This window comes from Gymnodinialimonas sp. JB5-7 (assembly GCF_055693405.1).
This window is the reverse complement of sequence record NZ_JBVFUX010000012.1, coordinates 2,050,410-2,069,863: the sequence shown is the minus strand read 5'-3', so window position 1 is coordinate 2,069,863 and position 19,454 is coordinate 2,050,410. Positions and strand designations below refer to the sequence as shown.

Below are 19,454 nucleotides of genomic sequence, written 5' to 3'. Positions count from 1 at the left end.
CTAAGGTCCGAACTCGGATGACGGCGCAACGCCGCAATGAGGTAAGGGGCAAGCATGCGCTATTCCGGCCTGAACGTGCTGTGGCAGGGTTTGACCGGCAACAAGGGCTGGAAACCGGCCTGGCGCAACCCGGATCCAAAACCGGAGTACGACATCATCATCATTGGCGGCGGTGGCCACGGCCTATCGACGGCGCATTACCTGGCAGCCGAGCACGGGCTGACCAATGTGGCCGTGCTCGAAAAAGGGTATCTGGGCGGCGGCAATGTCGGGCGCAACACAACGATTGTGCGCGCCAACTACATGCTGGACGGCAATTCGCAGTTCTACAGCCACTCGCTGAAGCTGTGGGAAGGGCTTGAAACCGCGTTGAACTACAACGTGATGCACAGCCAACGCGGCATCATCAACTTGTTCCATTCCGATGGCCAGCGCGACGCATTCGTTCGGCGCGGCAATGCCATGCACGCCAAGGGCGACGATGATGCGATCCTGCTTGACCGCGAAGGCGTGCGTAAAAAGCTGCCCTATCTCGATTTCGAGCAGACGCGCTTTCCGATCTACGGCGGCCTTTATCATCCCCGTGGCGGCTCAGCCCGGCACGACGCGGTGGCCTGGGGCTATGCACGCGGGGCGGACAGCCGGGGCGTTGACCTGATCCAGAATTGCGAAGTTACCGGCATCGACATTGAAAATGGCGTGGTGAAGGGCGTCCAGACGACGCGTGGGGCCATCCGGGCCAAGAAGGTCGGCATTGTCGTTGCAGGACGCTCCAGCCAGGTGGCCGCCATGGCGGGAATGCGCTTGCCGATCGAGTCCCATGTGCTTCAGGCCTTTGTGACCGAAGGGCTGAAGCCCGTCATCGACCATGTCATCACTTACGGCATGGGCCATTTCTATATCAGCCAGTCCGACAAGGGAGGCTTGGTGTTCGGGGGCGATCTGGATTTCTACTCAAGCTATGCCGCACGCGGTAACCTGCCCATGGCCGAACATGTGATCGAGGCGGGGATGACCCTCATGCCGATGATCGGGAAATCGAAGATGCTTCGGTCCTGGGGGGCATCATGGATATGTCACCCGATGGCTCGCCCGTCATCGACCGCACACATATCGAGGGACTCTACGTCAATTGCGGCTGGTGCTACGGCGGGTTCAAGGCTGTGCCTGCCTCGGGCCATTGCTTTGCGCATCTGCTAGCCACGGACCGCCCGCACGAGGCGGCCGTGAAATTCCGGCTAGATCGGTTCAACACAGGGTACGGCATTCTGGATGAGGAGGCGACCGGTGCGCAGCACAACCTTCATTAGAAATCTGATGGCTGCGACCGTTGCACTTGGGCTTTCGACCGTTACGGGGTTGACCCAAACGGTCCCCGAAGGCTGTTTCGTGCGCGATTATGACGAAGCGCACCTCGCAGCGCATCCCAACCAATTCGTTGAGCGCCTCGCCTTGTATTTCGACCCCGAACCACACGCAGCCTCCGACATCACTCTGGTCGAGATTACGGCCTCCACATCAAGCAATGGTCGCGCGATAGACGAAGGCATTGCGGGCCTGCGCATGACCGAGACCGGCGCGAACTTTGCCAGCCCGTTACAGTTCGGTGTGGAATGCGACGGCGGCAGCTTTGTCGTCGTTCGCTATGATGGCAACACGTTGGTCATCGAAACTGAATATGTCCGCGTCGCGCTGGAAGGCTGTGGGGGCGACATTGGCCAATCCACGTCCCTGGCCGAAGTCCCGGGGCAGGCAACGCGTTATCTGCTCTACCGGGCCCACCCTTCCGCGTGCGAGGCCAGCTGAATGCATATCACGTGCCCCTTTGCGGTCCGCGCGACCAACGGGAATTCACCATCAAAGGCTCTGCCATCGCGCTCGAGCGTCCCGACAGTGACGAATGGTCAGAGGCGTGGAACGACTATCTGCATCTGCGCGAAAATCCGGCCGGTCGCACGCGCGAGCTATGGCAGCACACTGGCGGATGCAGTGCATGGCTGGTTGTGGAGCGCGACACCACCACGCATGAGATTTATAGCGTGACCCTGGCCTCGGAGGCTGCGGCATGAGGCTCGATGGCAAGGGTCTGGTCGACCGCGACACCAAGCTGCGGTTCCATTTCAATGGGCGCGCCTATGAGGGGTTAAAGGGCGATACCGTTGCCTCTGCCCTGCTGGCTAACGGCGTGAAGCTGATGGGTCGCTCGTTCAAATACCACCGCCCGCGTGGCGTGATGACCGCAGGCTCGGAAGAACCAAATGCCCTGATCCAGGTCGGCGCGGGCAACGCAATGCTACCCAATGTCCGCGCCACCGTGCAGGAGATTTATGCGGGGCTTGAGACGCGCAGCCAGAACCATCTTGGCCCCCTCGACAAAGACCTGCTCAGCGTCAACGATCTGCTTTCTCCCTGGCTCGGTGCGGGCTTCTACTACAAGACCTTCATGTGGCCCCGCGCCTTCTGGGAAAAGGTCTATGAGCCCACGATCCGCCGCGCCGCCGGTCTGGGTCGCATGACGCGTGAGGCCAGTCCTGAGGAAAACGAACGCGCTTTTGCCTTTTGCGATGTGTTGGTGATCGGGGGTGGCCCCGCAGGCCTGATCGCAGCGCTGACCGCGGCCCAATCCGGCGCTGATGTCATCCTGGCTGAGGAGAGCGCGGCCCTTGGCGGGCGTCTGTTGTCGGATGGGGAGATGGTTGACGGCGTCCCCGGTGATATCTGGGTGGCCGAGATTGTTGAGGCCCTGCGCGAGACGGGTCGCGTCCGCATCATGGAGCGCACCACTGTGGCGGGTGCCTATGACGGGCTGACCTTCTCCGCTGTCGAGCGTGTCAGTGCCCATCTGCCCCACAACCCCGCTCTGCCCCGTGAATGTTTCTGGCGGATCCGTGCGGGTCAGGCTGTGCTCGCCGCTGGCGCCCTCGAACGCCCCATCCCCTTCCCGAACAATGACCGTCCCGGGATCATGCTGTCCTCGGCCATCCGCACCTTTCTCAACCGCTACGGCGTCACACCAGGTGAGAAGGTCAGCCTCTTCACAACCAACGACGACGCGCACCAAACCGCTATCGAGCTGGTTGATGCTGGCATCGACTGCACGGTGATCGACACCCGCCCGGGCGTGGAGGCCAAGGGCGCCTACCGCGTGATCGCGGGGGCGGAGGTTATTAACTCGAAGGGCCGGCAAGCCCTGCGCGAGATCACCTACCGCACCGCGTCCGGCAGCTACCACTAGGAAACGGATTGCCTCGGCCTGTCAGGCGGCTGGAACCCATCAGTTCACCTCACGTGCCACATGGGCGCGCGGCCCGTCTGGAACGACCAGATCAACGCCTTCATCCCGGCGGAGGGCGCCATTCCCGGCCTGCACGTCGCGGGCGCCTGCAACGGCCTGCTCACGACCTGGGATGCTATCACCAGCGGTGCCGAAGCTGCGGAGGCCGCACTCAAGGCCCTTGGCCGAAAAGTCCGCCGCCCGGCCCTGCCTGAAGCAGATATGACCGGCGGCAACGGCGCACCCTTGCATGTGGTCGAAGCCAAGGGCCGCATCTGGCTCGACTTTGCCAATGACGTGACCACGAAGGACGTGAAGCAAGCCGCCACGGAAGGCTTTCAATCCGTCGAGCACATGAAGCGCTACACAACGCAAGGCATGGCGCCGGACCAAGGCAAATCGTCCAACATCGCAGCCCTCGCTGTGCTCGCCGACGCGACAGGCCGCGGCATCCCCGAGACCGGGACAACGACCTACCGGCCGCCCTTCACACCTGTCGCCCTCGCCACGATGGGTGCGGGCGCGCAAGGCAAGGGCTTCGCGCCGGAACGCTTCACGACCTCTCACAAGGCCGCCACTGCGCGCGGCGCGCCGATGATCGAGGCCGGGCTCTGGTATCGCCCGTCCTACTTTCCCGCGCCCGGCGAATCCCATTGGCGGCAATCCTGTGACCGAGAGGTCAACATGGTCCGCAGTGCGGTTGGTGTCGTCGATGTCTCAACCCTCGGCAAGATCGAGATCCTTGGCCCCGACGCGGGATCATTCCTCGACTTCTTATATACAAACACCTTTTCGACCCTGAAGCCGGGCCGCGTGCGCTATGGGCTGATGTTACGCGAAGACGGGCATGTGATGGACGATGGCACAACCGCGTGCCTGACTGTGAACCATTACGTCATGACCACAACCACCGCCTTTGCGGGTCCGGTAATGAACCATATGGAGTTCGTGGCCCAAGTCCTGCGACCAGACCTCGACGTGCGCTTCACGTCGGTGACCGAACAATGGGCGCAATTCTCTGTCGCGGGTCCGCGAGCCCGTGATCTGCTCAACGGCGTACTCGACGCGCCCATCGACGATGAATCCTTTCCGTTCATGCAATGTGGCTCGGCCCGGATTCACGGCATTGAAGGGCGTCTTTTCCGTATCTCCTTCTCTGGCGAACATGCCTATGAGGTTGCGGTGCCCGCCGCCTATGGCGACGCGCTCTACCGCGATCTAGTGGCCCGCGCGGAAAGCCTCGGCGGCGGCGCTTACGGGATGGAGGCGCTCAATGTCCTGCGGCTTGAGAAGGGTTTCATCACCCACGCGGAAATCCATGGCCGCGTGACGGCCTTCGACATCGGCATGCAAGCCATGATGTCAAAGAAGAAAGACTTCATCGGCAAAGCCGCCGCCACTCGCCCCGGCCTTCTGGACGAAGGGCGTGAACAGCTTGTGGGCCTGAAACCCGTCGGTGCGGTAAAGGAACTGACAGCCGGCGCGCATCTTTATGAGACCGACGCAGAGGCCATCCGTACCAACAATATGGGCTACGTCACATCGGTCGGCTACTCGCCGACGTTTGGTCATTTCATCGGGCTTGGTTTCCTGAAGGCCGGGCGCGACCGGGTCGGGCACCACATGAAAATGGTCGATGCGCTGCGCGGCGTGACAGCTGAGGTCGAAATCTGCGATCCTGTCTTCTTCGACCCGGATGGAGGGCGCGCCCGTGGCTAACCTGACCGCAAAGACTCCGTTTGATGCGCTGCTGCCCATCGCGGCCGGAGATGTGCGCCTTTCGGCGGTGACACCGGACCGGATCACATGGATCGCGCCCCACAAGGGGCAGATGGCAAAAGTCTCCCGCGCACTCGACAAACAGGTCGGCGCCGATTTCCCCTCCCCCAACACCCATGCCAATGGGCTGGTCTGGTTCGGGCCGGATCAGGCGTTGGTCCTGGGCACAGCCCTCAAACCCATTGCCGGGGCGGCGATGGTGGATCAGACCAGCGCCTGGGCCTGCTGCGCCATTGAAGGCGCGGGGGCCACAGATGTGCTGGCGCGCCTTGTGCCCATCGACCTGCGGGAAACCACCTTCGGGGCTGGTGCAGCGGCGCGGACCTTGCTGGGTCACATGAATTGCGTGCTGCTTTGCACGGGCCCCAACCGCTACGAGGTCATGGTTTTCCGCTCCATGGCCGCAACCTTGGTTCATGAGGTTGAGCGCGCCATGACGATGGTTGCCGCACGGGCAGAGATGTCAGGGTAGATAAAGTTTCCTGACACCACGGCAGGTTAACCAATCACCCCTCTCAGTGTCTGGACACTGCCGCACCCCCACCCGATATTGGCGCCATGGCCATGCCCCCGGATTCCTTGACGAGCTTCGTAACCGCACCTCCATCGCGCAGGTCGTGGGCCGCAAGGTGATCTGGGACAATCGCAAATCCAATCAGGCCAAGGGCGATATGTGGGCGCCCTGCCCCTTCCATCAGGAAAAGACCGCCTCGTTCCATGTCGAGGATCGCAAGGGCTATTACTATTGCTTCGGCTGCCACGCAAAAGGCGACATGTTCAAATTCGTCCAAGAGACGGAGAATGTGGGTTTCATGGAGGCGGTGGAGCTCTTGGCGCGCGAGGCTGGCATGACCATGCCCGCCCGTGATCCAAAAGCGCAGGAAAAGGCTGACCGAAACACGGAACTGGCCAAGGCAACCGAAGCCGCAGTGTCGTGGTTCCGCCTGCAACTCAAGACCGGCGCGGCATCCGAGGCGCGGGAATATCTCCAGAGACGCGGGATGGACCAGGCGACGCTGGAGCGGTTCGAAATCGGCTTTGCACCCGATAGTTGGCAGGGTCTGTGGGACGCGCTGATTGGCAAGGGCTTCAAAGACAAAGATCTGCTTGAAACCGGCCTCGCCAAGCCAAGCCAGAAGGGCGGCAAGCCCTACGATACGTTCCGGGGCCGCATCATATTCCCCATTCGCGATCCGCGCGGGCGCTGTGTGGGCTTTGGCGGGCGGGCGATGGACCCCAATGACAATGCCAAATACCTGAATTCGCCCGAGACGGTGCTCTTTGACAAGGGCCGGTCGCTCTACCACCACGGCCCCGCGCGGGAGGCCGCGGGCAAAGGCGCGCCCCTGATCGTGGCCGAGGGCTACATGGACGTCATCGCGCTTGTGAAAGCCGGGTTCGGCGCGGCTGTGGCCCCGCTCGGCACCGCCGTGACCGAGGATCAGCTGCGCCTGATGTGGCGGATCACGGACGAGCCGATCATTACGCTCGACGGCGACAAGGCGGGCCAACGCGCGGCGATGCGGTTGATTGATCTGGCCCTGCCGATGCTGGAGGGCGGCAAAGGCCTGCGCTTCGTCGTGATGCCCGAGGGGATGGACCCCGACGATCTGATCAAGGCGCAGGGGGCAAGTGCGATGCAGGCGCTGCTCGATAAGGCGGAGCCGATGGTGAACCTGCTCTGGCGGCGTGAGACCGAGGGGCAGGTGTTCGACAGCCCCGAACGCAAGGCAGCACTGGATGGGCGCCTGCGCCAAGCGATTGGCCGCATAACTGACCCAAGCCTCAAACGCCACTACGGCGACGCCATCGCAGACCTGCGCCGCGCGCTGTTTCGCCCGGCCTGGCAACCGCGTGGAAACGGCCCGGGGCGCGGCCAGTGGAAGGGGCGTGGCTTTGCCGAAGCGCAGGCCCCACTGGCCACGACCCGCGTGAAGGCCACCGCGCTCAATGGCGAAACCCTGCGCACCGGCCTGATCGTGGCCAGCTGCATCCGCTTTCCCGATTTGATCGACGATTTCGAAGACCAGCTCGACCGCCTGAACCCGCGAAACGCTGACCACGCTGAGCTTGCGACATTCATCTTGCGCACCACCACCCGCGACCCGGGCGCGCTGCTCGATGAAATAAACGCCTCTGCCTGCGCGCCAGCTCTTGAAAGACTGCTGTCGCTTTCCCATTTGGCGATAACTCCGTTCCTGATCGGCGACGGCGATCCCATACGCGCGGCCGAGTGCCTGGCCGAGGAGTTCGCCAAACAAGCCGCCGCCCGCGCGATTGAGGACGAGATGGCCGAGGCCGCGCAGGACCTTGGCGAGATCACGAATGACGAGGATGCCACACTTGCCTACCGCCTGAATGAAGCGGTCCGTGGGAAACATGCCGCCCTCCGCCCAAAGGGGAAGACGATGCCGAGCAATTCGGCGAAACGGCAGACGCGCGGGCCGAGTTCCACCGGTTGCTCTCAACCGCAGGACAAGGCAAGAAATCAAGGAAGTAGCCCTTTCCGAATCACTGATCTCGCGCTAAGGTTTACTTTCAGACGCAAGGGTTCGACTCACCCTGTTCGACCCAAGCCCAAGGGATAGACGCCAATGGCCAAAGACACCGACGATCGCAAGCAGGACGGTGAGGATCAGGAACTTGGCCTCGATATGAGCCAAACCGCCGTCAAAAAGATGATCGCGGACGCCCGCGCCAAGGGCTACATCACCTACGATCAGCTCAACACTGTGCTTCCGCCGGAACAGGTCAGCTCCGAGCAAATCGAAGACGTGATGTCGATGCTGTCCGAGATGGGCATCAACATCATCGAAGATGAAGAAGCCGAGGAAGGCGAAGAGAAGGCCGAAGGGTCGACCGAGGTTGTGGAAACCTCAGGCTCCCGCGAAGTGGCCGTGGCCGCCACGGAGACCGAAAAACTCGACCGCACCGATGACCCCGTCCGCATGTACCTGCGCGAGATGGGCTCTGTCGAACTGCTGTCCCGCGAAGGCGAAATCGCCATCGCCAAACGGATCGAAGCCGGTCGCAACACGATGATCGCGGGCCTGTGCGAAAGCCCGCTGACCTTCCAAGCTATCACGATCTGGCGCGACGAACTTCTCGACGAAGACATTCTGTTGCGCGACGTGATCGACCTGGATGCGACCTTCGGCACGCAGATGGGCGACGAAGACGATACGCCCGTTGTGGCACCGACGGCCACCGGCTCCACCCTCCCGGTGCCGAGCCGCCCAAACCCAAGCCCGAGCCTGAGCAGGAACTGGATGCCGACGGCAACCCGATCCAGAAAGACGACGACGAGGACGAGGATGATCAGGCCAACATGTCGCTCGCCGCGATGGAGGCCACGCTCAAGCCGCAGGTCCTCGCCACGCTCGATCGCATTGCCGCCGATTACATTCAGCTCTCTGAAATGCAGGACAGCCGCATTTCCGCGACGCTGAACGAAGATGGCAGCTTCTCTGCCAAGCAAGAGACGGACTACCAGAAACTCCGCGCCGAGATCGTGGAGCTGGTGAATGAGCTGCACCTGCACAACAACCGGATCGAAGCGCTGGTGGACCAGCTTTACGGCATCAACCGCCGCATCATGTCGATTGACACGCGCCATGGTGAAGCTGGCGGATCAGGCCCGCATCAACCGCCGCGAATTCATCGAGGAATATCGCGGGCAGGAGCTTGACCCGACCTGGATGGAACGCATGCAGGGCAAGGCCGGGCGCGGCTGGCAGGCGCTGTTCGAACGCTCCACCGACAAGATCGAGGAGCTGCGCGGTGACATGGCCCAGGTCGGCCAATATGTCGGCCTCGACATCCCCGAATTCCGCCGCATCGTGAACCAGGTCCAGAAGGGCGAGAAAGAGGCCCGTCAGGCCAAGAAGGAAATGGTCGAAGCCAACCTGCGCCTCGTGATCTCCATCGCCAAGAAATACACCAACCGTGGCCTGCAATTTCTCGACCTGATCCAGGAAGGCAATATCGGCCTGATGAAGGCCGTCGATAAGTTCGAATACCGCCGTGGCTACAAATTCTCCACCTACGCGACGTGGTGGATCCGTCAGGCGATCACCCGCTCCATCGCCGACCAGGCCCGCACGATCCGCATCCCGGTCCATATGATCGAGACGATCAACAAGCTGGTCCGCACTGGTCGTCAGATGCTCCACGAAATCGGCCGCGAGCCGACGCCGGAAGAACTGGCCGAGAAGCTGCAGATGCCGCTGGAGAAGGTCCGCAAGGTGATGAAAATCGCCAAGGAGCCGATCTCCTTGGAGACGCCGATTGGCGACGAGGAAGACAGCCAGCTCGGCGATTTCATCGAGGACAAGAACGCGGTCCTGCCGCTGGACTCGGCCATTCAGGAGAACCTGAAAGAGACCACGACGCGGGTTCTGGCGAGTTTGACGCCCCGCGAGGAGCGCGTTCTGCGGATGCGCTTTGGCATCGGGATGAACACCGACCATACGCTTGAGGAAGTCGGTCAGCAGTTCAGCGTGACGCGGGAACGGATCAGGCAGATCGAGGCGAAAGCGCTGCGGAAGCTAAAGCATCCAAGCCGGTCACGGAAGTTGCGGTCGTTCCTGGATCAGTGACACGTCTACGCTATCGAATCTCGAAAATCGGCCAATGCCGGCGATAGCCCGGTGAGTACGTCATCAGTAGATTCACAAATCTAAATTGGGTTTGATTGGGCAAGAAAGGCTCTCTCAGCCAATGCTCGACATCGTTAGGAAGCAACTAAGGTTCACCGGTATGAAAAACGAGGTAGTCAAATCTTGGCCTGCCTTGTTTTTGATACTTTGAGACGAACCTTGCCAATTCTTGTTTGAAATGTGCCTTGAACCGGCCTTCTGTCCAGACAGCTTCGTGGAAACCCGTGCCTCCGTACACATTGTAGGGTTTGCCAAGTTTCTTTGCGTCCGTTGCTTTTGCAAGAACGGCGCCGTCAACGAACTCTTTCAACTCAATTGACACGGTCTTTCCGCCGATAGTTGCCTGCGCATCTGGCGGATCAGTTTCAGAAAGCTTCGGGTCGATGACCTCAATATCAAACTCTTTACTTAGGCTAGCCGTCCATTCGTTCAAAACAGATTGTTCGACAATTCGCAGATCTACTTCGCCCCGCCCACGCGCGAACGCCCCGGCGTACCCTCGTCGGTTTATTTGATCAGCCCAGTATCGAACTCGATCAGTGTCCAAGTCATCGTTCATGTTTGTGGACGTGTAAGGCCGTCGTCACAAATTCAACTCCAAGGTCGCAAAATGGGCAACGAATGACGGCGGTTTTTCGCGCACTACAGCGGGTTAACAGCGGGCAAAGCCCGCCCCGCCATCGTCGGGCCTCCCCAGGGCCCGGCGATTTGGCTGCCGCTTGGTGCTCCGCCTGCTAGGTCACACGAACTTGGCCACCATAAACTGCCAAACACGATCCGTTCGGATCGCCGTTCCGAGGCCCGACAATGCCGTGGCTCAGCACTCAAACTCAAACCGGGGTTGCGCCGCGCGCTCACGCGCGGGGCGGATCGCAAACGACCCATGGTGCAACGCCGTAGACCAGGCCTTGGCCCAGGACGTGCCTACACTGTAGGGTGGGTGAAACCCACCACACCGGCCGCCAGAATGCTCACCACCCACGACAACATCCTCACCGACCGCGGCTCGAAATACGCCGTCTCCGGCGGTCCGGCGACAAGCAAGGCCCAGGCGCTCGCCCTTCTCAAAACCCTCAAACGCCGGAAGAAATTCGCCAAGGCGACCCACAACACCTGGGCGCTTCTCACCCCCGACGGCCCGCTCAAGAACGATGACGGAGAGGCCGGTGCGGGCATGGTGATCGTGCGGATGCTGGAGCGCGCCGAGCTGCAAAACCACCTCATCATCGTCACCCGATGGTTCGGCGGCACCCATCTGGGCGGCGACCGCTTTCGCCGGGTGCAGGACTGTGTGGGCTACTACCTCGACACTCTGGACGCTCAGCCTTGAGCCGCCACAAACGTGGTTAGGCAAAGGTTAACCGAAATTCATTTCTCTCATGGTTTCAATAATTTAACCCCCCTGCTCAACCTTGAGCAAACGCCCGCCTTCCCCTCCCCACCCCATCGCGCTACCTTCTCTCCTGACCCATGAAACGACCCGGGAGACCCCCATGTCCTTCCTCTCCAAACTCTTCGGCGGCGGCAGCGGTGGCGGCGCCAAGTCCTCAGCCCCGGCAGAGGAATACGAAGGCTTCCGCATCACCCCCCAACCGCAGGCCGATAGCGGCGGCCACCGCATCTGCGCCGTGATCGAGAAAGAGATCGACGGCGAGACCAAGACCCACACCATGATCCGTGCCGACATGTGCCAAAGCCGGGACGAGGCCGTCACCTCCTCCACCCTCAAAGCCAAGCGCCTGATTGACGAACAGGGTGAGGCGATCTTCCGCTGAACGCCCGCGTCGCCGACCTTCCGCAAGCACTGCAAACCCGCCTCGCGGGCCGCGACCTGATCGTCTTCGACGGCGAATGCGTCCTGTGCTCCGGCTTCTTCCGCTTCATCATCCGCGTCGACAAAACCGAGCGCTTCCACTTCGCGCACGCGCAGTCGGAACTCGGCCATGCGCTCTTCAAAGCGCTAGAACTACCTACGGATGATTTCGAGACGAACCTGATCTTCGTCGACGGCGTGATTTACACCCATCTCGACAGTTTTGCCGCCGCCATGGGCGCCATCGGCTGGCCTTGGAAAGCACCTCGATCGTGGGTTTCCTGCCGCGCCCGCTGAAAACCTTCCTCTACAATCGCATCGCGCGAAACCGCTATGCTCTTTTCGGGCGCTATCAGACGTGCATGATACCCCAGCCGCACGTGATGGCGCGGTTCATTGACCGAGACGACGAGGCGACCTGATGCTTTACCCAACGGCCATGGGCTCCGCCTTTGACGATCTGCCCGAGGCGTTGCAGCGGTTTCACTCTGTCGATGGGTCGGACTTCTACAAGGGCCATGTGACCGTGACCCAAGGCGGATGGCTGGCTCGGCAAGTGGCGCAGGCCGGCGGAATGCCGGGTGCGTCCGGCGAGATGCCGTTCACATTCCGCATGACCCGCGACAGGGACGTCGAGATTTGGGAGCGCAGCTTTGACGGGCACATGACCCGCTCCAAGCAATGGCTGGAGGCGCCCGGCGTGATCGCCGAACAAGTCGGCACCAGCGTGTTTTTGATGGAGCCGAAGGTGCTAGATGGCGGGCTTCACATTCCGATCACCAAGGTTACCGGCTTCGGCCTTCCCGTTCCGCGCGGCATGGTGGTCAGTTGCGAAGGGGTAGAAGGCGTGGGTGAGGATGGTGCCATCACCTTCGATGTCCATGCAAAGGTGAAAGCTCTGGGGCTGATCATTCGCTACGAGGGCGCCATCACGCGGTTCACGGGGCGCTAGGTCAAACGCCTCAAAATCGCGCTGGCGGCGGAAGTCGCCGTCACCTCACCCCGGGCCACGGCATCGGCGCTGTCACGCATCTGCGCCTTGATCCCTGCATCTTGGGTGAGCCGCGCCAGAAGGCCCTCCCGAACCTCCTGGTCGAACCAATGGGCGGCTTGCGCGGCGCGCGTCCGGTCCCAGTGCCCCTCAGCCTTGCGCCATTCGGACAGGGCCTGCATCTCGGCCCATGCCTGGTCGAGCCCGCCGCCTTCCACGGCGGACACGGCAAGCGCCTTGGGGAAATCATCGGGGTCGTAGGAGCGCTTTCGCAACAGCATCAAAGCGCTGGCGTAGTCAGCCACCGTCCGCGTGGCCGTCGCCTTCAGATCCCCATCCGCCTTGTTCACCAGGATGATGTCCGCCATCTCCATGATGCCGCGCTTGACGCCTTGCAAATCATCCCCGCCACCGGGGGCCAGAAGCAGCACGAACAGGTCACACATCTGGGCCACCATCGTCTCGGACTGGCCGACGCCGACGGTTTCGATCAGCACAACGTCGAAGTCCGCGGCCTCGCACAGGCTGATGGCTTCCCGCGTGCGGCGGGCCACGCCGCCGAGCGCCGCAGAAGATGGGGACGGCCGAATGAAGGCCCCTTCTCGCGGCTCAGGCGGTCCATCCGGGTCTTGTCGCCGAGGATCGAACCGCCGGACCGCGCCGAAGACGGGTCCACCGCAAGCACGGCCACGCGCAGGCCTGCGTCGACCAGCATCATCCCGAACGCCTCGATGAAGGTGGATTTCCCCACACCCGGCGTTCCGGACAGGCCAATGCGAAGCGCCTGACTGGTTCAGGCCGCGCAGTTGATCCAACAGGGCAAGGGCCTGTTCCTGATGATCCGGCCGCGTGCTTTCCACAAGCGTCACGGCCCGCGCCAGCGCCCGCCTGTCGCCTGCTGCCACCCTTTCTGCCAGATCGTCCATACGCTCCGCCTCCGTTCCGTGCCACATGACGCATTCCGGTGCGCCAAGTCCAGCCGTTGACGCCCTTCCCCCGCACGCCTAGGCCGGGATTATGGACCTGCCAATCGACGCCATCCTGCCCGACCTTGTCGCCGCTTTGCGGGCCGAAGGGCGTGCCGTTCTGCAGGCCCCGCCCGGCGCGGGCAAGACGACCCGGGTTCCGTTGGCCCTGCTGCCCGAGGTCACAGGCAAGATCATCATGCTGGAGCCGCGCCGTCTGGCCGCGCGCGCGGCGGCAGAGCGGATGGCGGACACGCTGGGTGAGGATATCGGGGAAACGGTGGGCTATCGCGTTCGAGGCGACAGTTCAGTCAGCCCGCAGACGCGGATCGAGGTTGTCACCGAAGGCATCCTGACGCGAATGCTGCAGGAGAACCCGGAATTGCCGGGGATCGGCGCGGTGATTTTCGACGAATTCCACGAACGCTCGCTGAATGCGGACCTCGGCCTTGCACTGGCGTGGGAGGTCCGTGGCGCCTTGCGCGAGGACCTTTGGCTGGTGGTGATGTCAGCGACGCTGGATGCGGGGCCGGTGGCGGAGATGCTGGACAATGCGCCGATGATCTCATCCGACGGGCGCGCCTATCCGGTTGAGACGCGGTGGCTGGACAGTCCCCTGCGCAAGGACGTCCGCTTTGAGGCCGCATTGGCTGATCTGGTGCTACACGCACTGTCGGAGGCAGAGGGGGCGTGCTGGTGTTCCTTCCCGGTGAGGGTGAGATACGGCGCGTGGCCGCGCTGCTGGAGCACAGGCTTGCGGGGAACGTAGTTCTGCGGTCCCTGTTCGGGGCGTTGAGCCTGTCTGAACAGCGGGCAGCCGTGCGGCCTGAGGTCCATGGCCGGAAACTGGTTTTGGCGACCTCAATTGCCGAGACCTCGCTAACGATTGAAGATGTGCGCGTCGTTGTGGATGCGGGCCGGGCGCGCCGGGCGCGATTTGACCCGGGCTCGGGCATGGCGCGGTTGGTGACGGAAGCGGTCAGCCGTGCGGAGGCCGACCAACGCCGGGGCCGTGCGGGGCGCGTAGCGCCTGGTGTTTGCTACCGGATGTGGACGAAAGGCGCGGAAGGCGCGCTGCCTGCCCACCCGCCCGCCGAGATCGAGGCGGCAGATTTGACCGCGCTGGCGCTGGAACTGGCGCTGTGGGGCGGGGCAGAAGGCCTGGCGTTTCTGACGGACCCGCCAGAGGGCGCGATGGCAGAAGCGCGCGGTTTGCTGCGCGATCTGGGCGCTTTGGATGCGAGCGACGCAATCACGGAACACGGCAAGGTATTGGCGCGGATGCCACTGCACCCCCGGCTTGCGCATATGCTGGCGCGGGGCGGGAATGGCTCGGCCCGGGTAGCAGCCCTCCTGGCAGACCGTGACCCGTTGCGCGGCCAAGGGGTCGATTTGAAGCGGCGGTTGCGGGCGTTGGACAATCCGAAAGCGTTCAACGCCGATCAAGGGGCAATCGCGCGCATCAGGCAGGAATCAAAGCGGCTCAAGCGGTTTGAGGCCGGGCCGTCGCTTGGGCCCGGCGCACAGGCGGCGTTGGCTTATCCTGATCGGATCGGTCTGCGGCGTGCCGGAGATCAGCCGCGTTTTGTGCTGTCAGGTGGCAAAGGTGCCGTGATGCCGGAGGGGGATGGCCTGTCGGGGGCACGCTTGATCGTGGCCACCGATCTGGACGGGAACCCGCGTGAGGCGCGCATTCGCGCGGCTGTTGAAGTGTCCGAGGCGGAAGATGCGGGCGCTCTATGGAGATCGTATCGCGTGGGTTGACGTGTGCGAATGGTCGAAGCGGACGCGGCGGGTGGAGGCACGGCGGCAGGAGCGGTTGGGCGCCTTGGTGCTGGAGGATCGGATCTGGAAGGATGCAGCACCGGAGGCCGTGGCGGAGGCTTTGCTGGACGGGATCCGCGATCTTGGTTTGGGGGCCCTGGGTTGGTCGAAACGGGCGCGACTGTTGCGCGCGCGGGTCGCGTTTTCGGGCGTGGCCGCTATGTCGGACGCCGCTTTGTTGGCGGCCTTGGAAGACTGGGCTCTGCCCTATCTGGCGGGCTTGAAAACGGCCGAGGATTTGACGCGGTTTGATCCGGCGCAGGCACTGGAGGCGTGGCTGGGTTGGGACGCGATGCAAGATGTGGCGCGGTTGGCACCGGAGAGTTGGGTCTCTCCGCTTGGGCGGTCGGTGGCGATTGATTACGCGGGCGATGTGCCAGAAGTCGCGCTGCGCCTGCAGGAGGTGTTCGGCACGCGCGAGCATCCGCGTGTTGGACCAGAGCGGCTGCCGTTGAAAATGGTCCTGCTGAGCCCCGCCCAGAGACCGGTTCAAGTGACAACAGATCTGCCAGGCTTCTGGGATGGATCCTACGCAGACGTGCGCAAAGAGATGCGGGCCAAATACCCGAAACACCCCTGGCCCGAGGACCCGCGTGAGGCGGATCCAACTTTGCGCGCGAAGCCTCGGAAGGGGAATTAGGCGCCGGCTTATCAAGGTTGATAAGCACACCTATGCGTCTGATTTTAAATATTTTTCAGAGCGCGTTAACGATTATGCACTGCTTTCCCTGCCGGAACAAAGGCGCAGGTCATCCGTGGGCAGGTCGGGGGCTTTGTTCGGTAATTTCCAAGGTCGGCACGCCGGAATGCCCCTCGGCGCTGGGATGCAGGCGTTCAGATGGATCAACGCCTACGACACGGCGTTTACGGGCCCAGAAGAGTTTGCCGAAGCCGGAGAAATTGCCGACAGATGGGGCCTCTGGATCTGTCGGGAAACGGCTTTGCCAATTGGCTGGAAGGGGTAGTCCCGAGCTAGACGCCTCTTCCAGCATCCACGTGAGCGAAATATTGGAGCGGGCGCGGGCAGTGGCCCGACCGTTCAACTGCCCGCCAATGTCACCATGGCTGCCCTTGAACCAGACTTGCTGCACATCGCGCCCGTTTCGGTCGGGCGTCGTTGTATTCCAGAGAACCGGTGCATAGGCGACGCGGGTTTCATCGAGGGCGAGGGCCTGGCGCGCGACCTCAACGTGATCGCCCAAGGTGTGACTGTGGTACGGGTGCGGCAAGGGCAGGAAACGCCAGACCAAAGGATAACGAATGCCAAGCGCGCGTACGGTATCATAGGCACCCAGAAAACGGATCGGCACCTCGCGAAAGCAGACCCGTCCGCTCAATGCACGCGCGGCAGCCCCTTCCGGGTCTTCTCGGTAAAGGGCATAGATCTCTTCCACCATGCCCTGCGTGACAAGATCGCGGCGTAAAAGCCCCATCCGGTCGATCAGACCACCAAGGGAGCGCACCGCATAGGCGCCACGCGAATAGCCCATCAGGAAGATGCGGTCGCCGGGTTTGTAGCCAGTGGCGAGCCAGGCATAGGCGCGCTTGATCTGACGATTGATGCCAATCCCAGCCATGACCTCGTGCGCTCGGGCGATCCCACGCCACTGGATGCCGGGCTCATAATAAAGGCGCACGGTGCTGTCGGCGGGCAGGTCCTTCAACAATCGAAAGGTGAGGCCGATATTCGTTTCGCATCCTGGCGTCATGGACGACATCGTGCCGTCCAACAGGATCACATGCGTGCAATTTCGCGGTGCGTCCGCGGGCGCGGGCGGCGCGGCACTGCGTAGACCGCGCAGCCAGCCAGATATCCGCTCACTCAGCCGCAACTTGGCCCTTCGCTTCCTGCAACATATGCCAGACCCGTGATGGCGTGAACGGCATGTCCACTTGCCGAAGGCCAAGAGGCCAGAGCGCGTCCTGCACCGCGTTGGCCACAGCACCAAGCGCGCCGACCGTCCCGGCCTCGCCACAGCCTTTCATGCCGAGGGGATTGGCAGTGGAGGGGATTTCCTCCGTGTAGAAGGCGACGAACGGCACGTCGTCAGCGCGTGGCATGCCATAATCCATAAAGGTGGCGGTCAGAAGCTGGCCGTCCTGGTCATAGACGACCTGTTCCGTAATTGCCTGCCCGATGCCCTGGACAACGCCGCCATGGACCTGCCCCTCGGCCAGCATCGGGTTCATCAGGACGCCGAAATCGTCCACAACCGTGTAGCGATCAACCCGGGTTTGACCTGTGTCGGCGTCGATCTCAACTTCCGCGATGTGGCAGCCATTGGGGAAGGAGCGTCCGGGCAGTTTGGTGGTTTCCTCCGAGGTGGCCAGATGCCCTTCGCCTGCCGCTTCGGCCCGAGCGGCGGCCTCCAGAAGCGTGACCACAACATTCGAGCCGGGGGCGCGAAACACGCCCTCCTCTGCGTCGAATGTCATTCCGTCGGTTTCCATATTCTTATCCAAGAAGTCTGTCAGGTTCGAGATTAACACATCTGCCGTCTTGCGCATCGCCACTCCCTGCGTTGTGACAGAGCGTGATCCGCCAGTGCCGCCACCCTTGGCGATCAGGTCGCTATCGCCTTGGATAACCTCGATCTGATCGAAGGGCAGACCGGTCTGGTCGTGGAGAATTTGGCGGTAGACCGTCTCGTGGCCCTGACCGTTGGATTGGGTGCCGACATAAAGCCGTGCGCCGCCATCGTGGAGTTCGATCTTGGCGGTCTCGGATGGGTCCCCGAGGATGGACTCGATATAATAGGCGACGCCGAGGCCGCGATATTTGCCCTGTGCCTCGGACGCGGCGCGGCGTTTGGCGAAGCCCGAAACGTCGCCCTCCGTCGCAGCACGGGTCAGAACGCGGTTGAATTCCCCAACATCGTAGAGTTCGTCAGTGGCCGTTTTGTAGGGGAATGCGCCGTCCGCAATAAAGTTCTTCCGTCGCAAGTCGAGCGGGTCGACCGAAAGCTCCCGCGCAGCGAAATCCATCACACGTTCAAGGGCATAGATCGCCTCGGGCCGCCCGGCCCCTCGGTAAGCGTCGACTTGGGTGGTGTTGGTGAAAATGCCGCGATTGCGGAAATGCATCGTCTGGATGTCATAGGGGCCGCAAAGAACGCGGGCGAAGAGATTGGACTGGATGGCTTGCGCAAATTCGGAGTTATACGCGCCCATGTTCGAGAGGCTGTCGACTTTATAGGCGGTGATCTTGTTGTCAGCGTCAAAGCCGAGCGTGCAGGTCACATCAAGGTCACGGCCCGCATTGTCCGAAAGCATCGATTCCGTGCGCTCCCCGATCCAGCGCACAGGGCGGCCCGTTTGGCGAGCAGCCAGGGCCACAAGGCGGTATTCGGGATATTCCATCGCCTTCATACCGAACCCGCCACCGATATCCGGGTTAGTGACCCGAACCTGCGTGTCGGACAAGCCAAACCATTTGATGAGATCCCCTTTCGTGCCCCAAACGCCCTGCCCTGTCACCGCAACATGCAGCTTGTCGCCGTCGATTTCGGCAAACGCGCTGCGCGGCTCCATCGAATTGACGATGATGCGGTTGTCGTGGCTGGTGAGCGTGACGGTGCGGACGGAGTCCGCAAGGGCCGCGTCGGTTGCGGCCTCATCCCCCAAATGGAAATCATAGGCGACATTGTCGGGCGCGGTTTCATGGATCACCGGGCCGCCCGGGGCGAGGTCGAGCTTCACAGGCAGGTCGTCGAAGTCGAGCTCGATCAACTCTGCGGCGTCTTTGGCTTGGGCCAACGTTTCGCCCACAATGAAAGCCACGGCGTCGCCCACAAAGCGTACGCGGCCTTCGGCGAGGATGGTGCGGGGGGAGGCATCGCCGCGTTCGCCGTCGCGGTTCTTGATGACATGGGCGCGCATCTTGTTCTCTAGCCCGGCCGCGGCCAGATCTTCGGCGGCAATGATGGCATGAACACCGGGCGCGTTTCGCGCGTCTTCGGTATCGAGTGTGAAGGTGGCGTGGGCAACGGGTGAGCGCAGGACATAGGCGTGGAGCGCATTTTCTGGCGCGATATCATCGGTGTAGCGGCCTGCGCCCGTGAGGAAACGCTGATCTTCGACACGGGTTACAGATTGGCTGGAGCCGAATTTCGACATGGATCGCACGCCTTTCACGATGGGGGACGTTGTT

At 62.4% G+C, this 19,454-nt stretch carries 11 protein-coding genes and 5 pseudogenes; 12 read left to right on the top strand and 4 right to left on the bottom strand.

All coding sequences use genetic code 11. The features are described 5' to 3' along the window. Positions 1–54 precede the first annotated feature (54 nt). The 7 genes and pseudogenes from ACZ1HK_RS19090 to rpoD all read left to right on the top strand — a co-directional run bounded on the left by ACZ1HK_RS19090 (position 55) and on the right by rpoD (position 9,651). Positions 55–1,310: pseudogene (locus ACZ1HK_RS19090) on the top strand (sarcosine oxidase subunit beta family protein). Positions 1,311–1,317: 7 nt separating this feature from the next. Beyond that, positions 1,318–1,806 carry a hypothetical protein gene (locus tag ACZ1HK_RS19085; protein WP_472630020.1) on the top strand — a complete coding sequence of 163 codons (489 nt, stop codon included), beginning with the start codon at positions 1,318–1,320 and terminating at the stop codon, positions 1,804–1,806. Between the two features lie 11 nt (positions 1,807–1,817). Beyond that, positions 1,818–2,069, top strand: coding sequence for a sarcosine oxidase subunit delta (locus ACZ1HK_RS19080; protein ID WP_472630019.1), 252 nt, complete (start codon positions 1,818–1,820; stop codon positions 2,067–2,069). Then, positions 2,066–4,993: pseudogene (locus ACZ1HK_RS19075) on the top strand (sarcosine oxidase subunit alpha family protein). The gene ACZ1HK_RS19080 and the pseudogene ACZ1HK_RS19075 overlap by 4 nt, the downstream one beginning before the upstream one ends. Then, a complete protein-coding gene (locus tag ACZ1HK_RS19070; protein ID WP_472630018.1) occupies positions 4,986–5,525 on the top strand; it encodes a sarcosine oxidase subunit gamma in 540 nt (179 codons plus the stop codon). The pseudogene ACZ1HK_RS19075 and the gene ACZ1HK_RS19070 overlap by 8 nt, the downstream one beginning before the upstream one ends. Positions 5,526–5,571: 46 nt before the next feature. Next, positions 5,572–7,641, top strand: a complete 2,070-nt coding sequence (gene dnaG, locus ACZ1HK_RS19065) for a DNA primase (protein WP_472630017.1) — start codon at positions 5,572–5,574, stop codon at positions 7,639–7,641. 6 nt (positions 7,642–7,647) lie between these two features. Beyond that, positions 7,648–9,651, top strand: a pseudogene (gene rpoD / locus ACZ1HK_RS19060) (RNA polymerase sigma factor RpoD). 145 nt (positions 9,652–9,796) lie between these two features. Here the strand turns inward: rpoD and ACZ1HK_RS19055 are convergent. After that, the gene (locus ACZ1HK_RS19055) at positions 9,797–10,270 is read right to left on the bottom strand and encodes a hypothetical protein (RefSeq protein WP_472630016.1); all 474 of its coding nucleotides are present in this window, start codon (positions 10,268–10,270) and stop codon (positions 9,797–9,799) included. 408 nt (positions 10,271–10,678) lie between these two features. On the opposite strand from ACZ1HK_RS19055, the gene ACZ1HK_RS19050 reads away from it, so the two are divergent. From ACZ1HK_RS19050 to ACZ1HK_RS19035, 4 genes are all read left to right on the top strand, one after another. Continuing rightward, on the top strand, positions 10,679–11,041 hold the full coding sequence (locus tag ACZ1HK_RS19050; protein WP_472630015.1) for a YigZ family protein: 363 nt from the start codon (positions 10,679–10,681) through the stop codon (positions 11,039–11,041). A gap of 163 nt (positions 11,042–11,204) precedes the next feature. Then, positions 11,205–11,486 carry an HlyU family transcriptional regulator gene (locus ACZ1HK_RS19045; protein ID WP_472630014.1) on the top strand — a complete coding sequence of 94 codons (282 nt, stop codon included), beginning with the start codon at positions 11,205–11,207 and terminating at the stop codon, positions 11,484–11,486. Beyond that, entirely contained in the window at positions 11,483–11,821 is a 339-nt protein-coding gene (locus ACZ1HK_RS19040; protein ID WP_472630883.1) for a thiol-disulfide oxidoreductase DCC family protein, read from the top strand. The genes ACZ1HK_RS19045 and ACZ1HK_RS19040 overlap by 4 nt, the downstream gene beginning before the upstream one ends. Positions 11,822–11,945: 124 nt before the next feature. Then, positions 11,946–12,476 (top strand): DUF4166 domain-containing protein, encoded by a 531-nt coding sequence (locus ACZ1HK_RS19035; RefSeq protein ID WP_472630013.1) that lies wholly within the window; start codon positions 11,946–11,948, stop codon positions 12,474–12,476. Here ACZ1HK_RS19035 and meaB read toward each other — a convergent pair. Further along, a pseudogene (gene meaB / locus ACZ1HK_RS19030) lies at positions 12,473–13,441 on the bottom strand (methylmalonyl Co-A mutase-associated GTPase MeaB). The gene ACZ1HK_RS19035 and the pseudogene meaB sit on opposite strands and share 4 nt — an antisense overlap. Positions 13,442–13,532: 91 nt before the next feature. On the opposite strand from meaB, the pseudogene hrpB reads away from it, so the two are divergent. Continuing rightward, positions 13,533–15,944: pseudogene (gene hrpB, locus ACZ1HK_RS19025) on the top strand (ATP-dependent helicase HrpB). 109 nt (positions 15,945–16,053) lie between these two features. Here the strand turns inward: hrpB and ACZ1HK_RS19020 are convergent. After that, entirely contained in the window at positions 16,054–17,136 is a 1,083-nt protein-coding gene (locus tag ACZ1HK_RS19020; protein WP_472630012.1) for a DUF2235 domain-containing protein, read from the bottom strand. Then, positions 17,123–19,420 (bottom strand): xanthine dehydrogenase family protein molybdopterin-binding subunit, encoded by a 2,298-nt coding sequence (locus tag ACZ1HK_RS19015; RefSeq protein WP_472630011.1) that lies wholly within the window; start codon positions 19,418–19,420, stop codon positions 17,123–17,125. The genes ACZ1HK_RS19020 and ACZ1HK_RS19015 overlap by 14 nt, the downstream gene beginning before the upstream one ends. Positions 19,421–19,454: the final 34 nt, after the last annotated feature.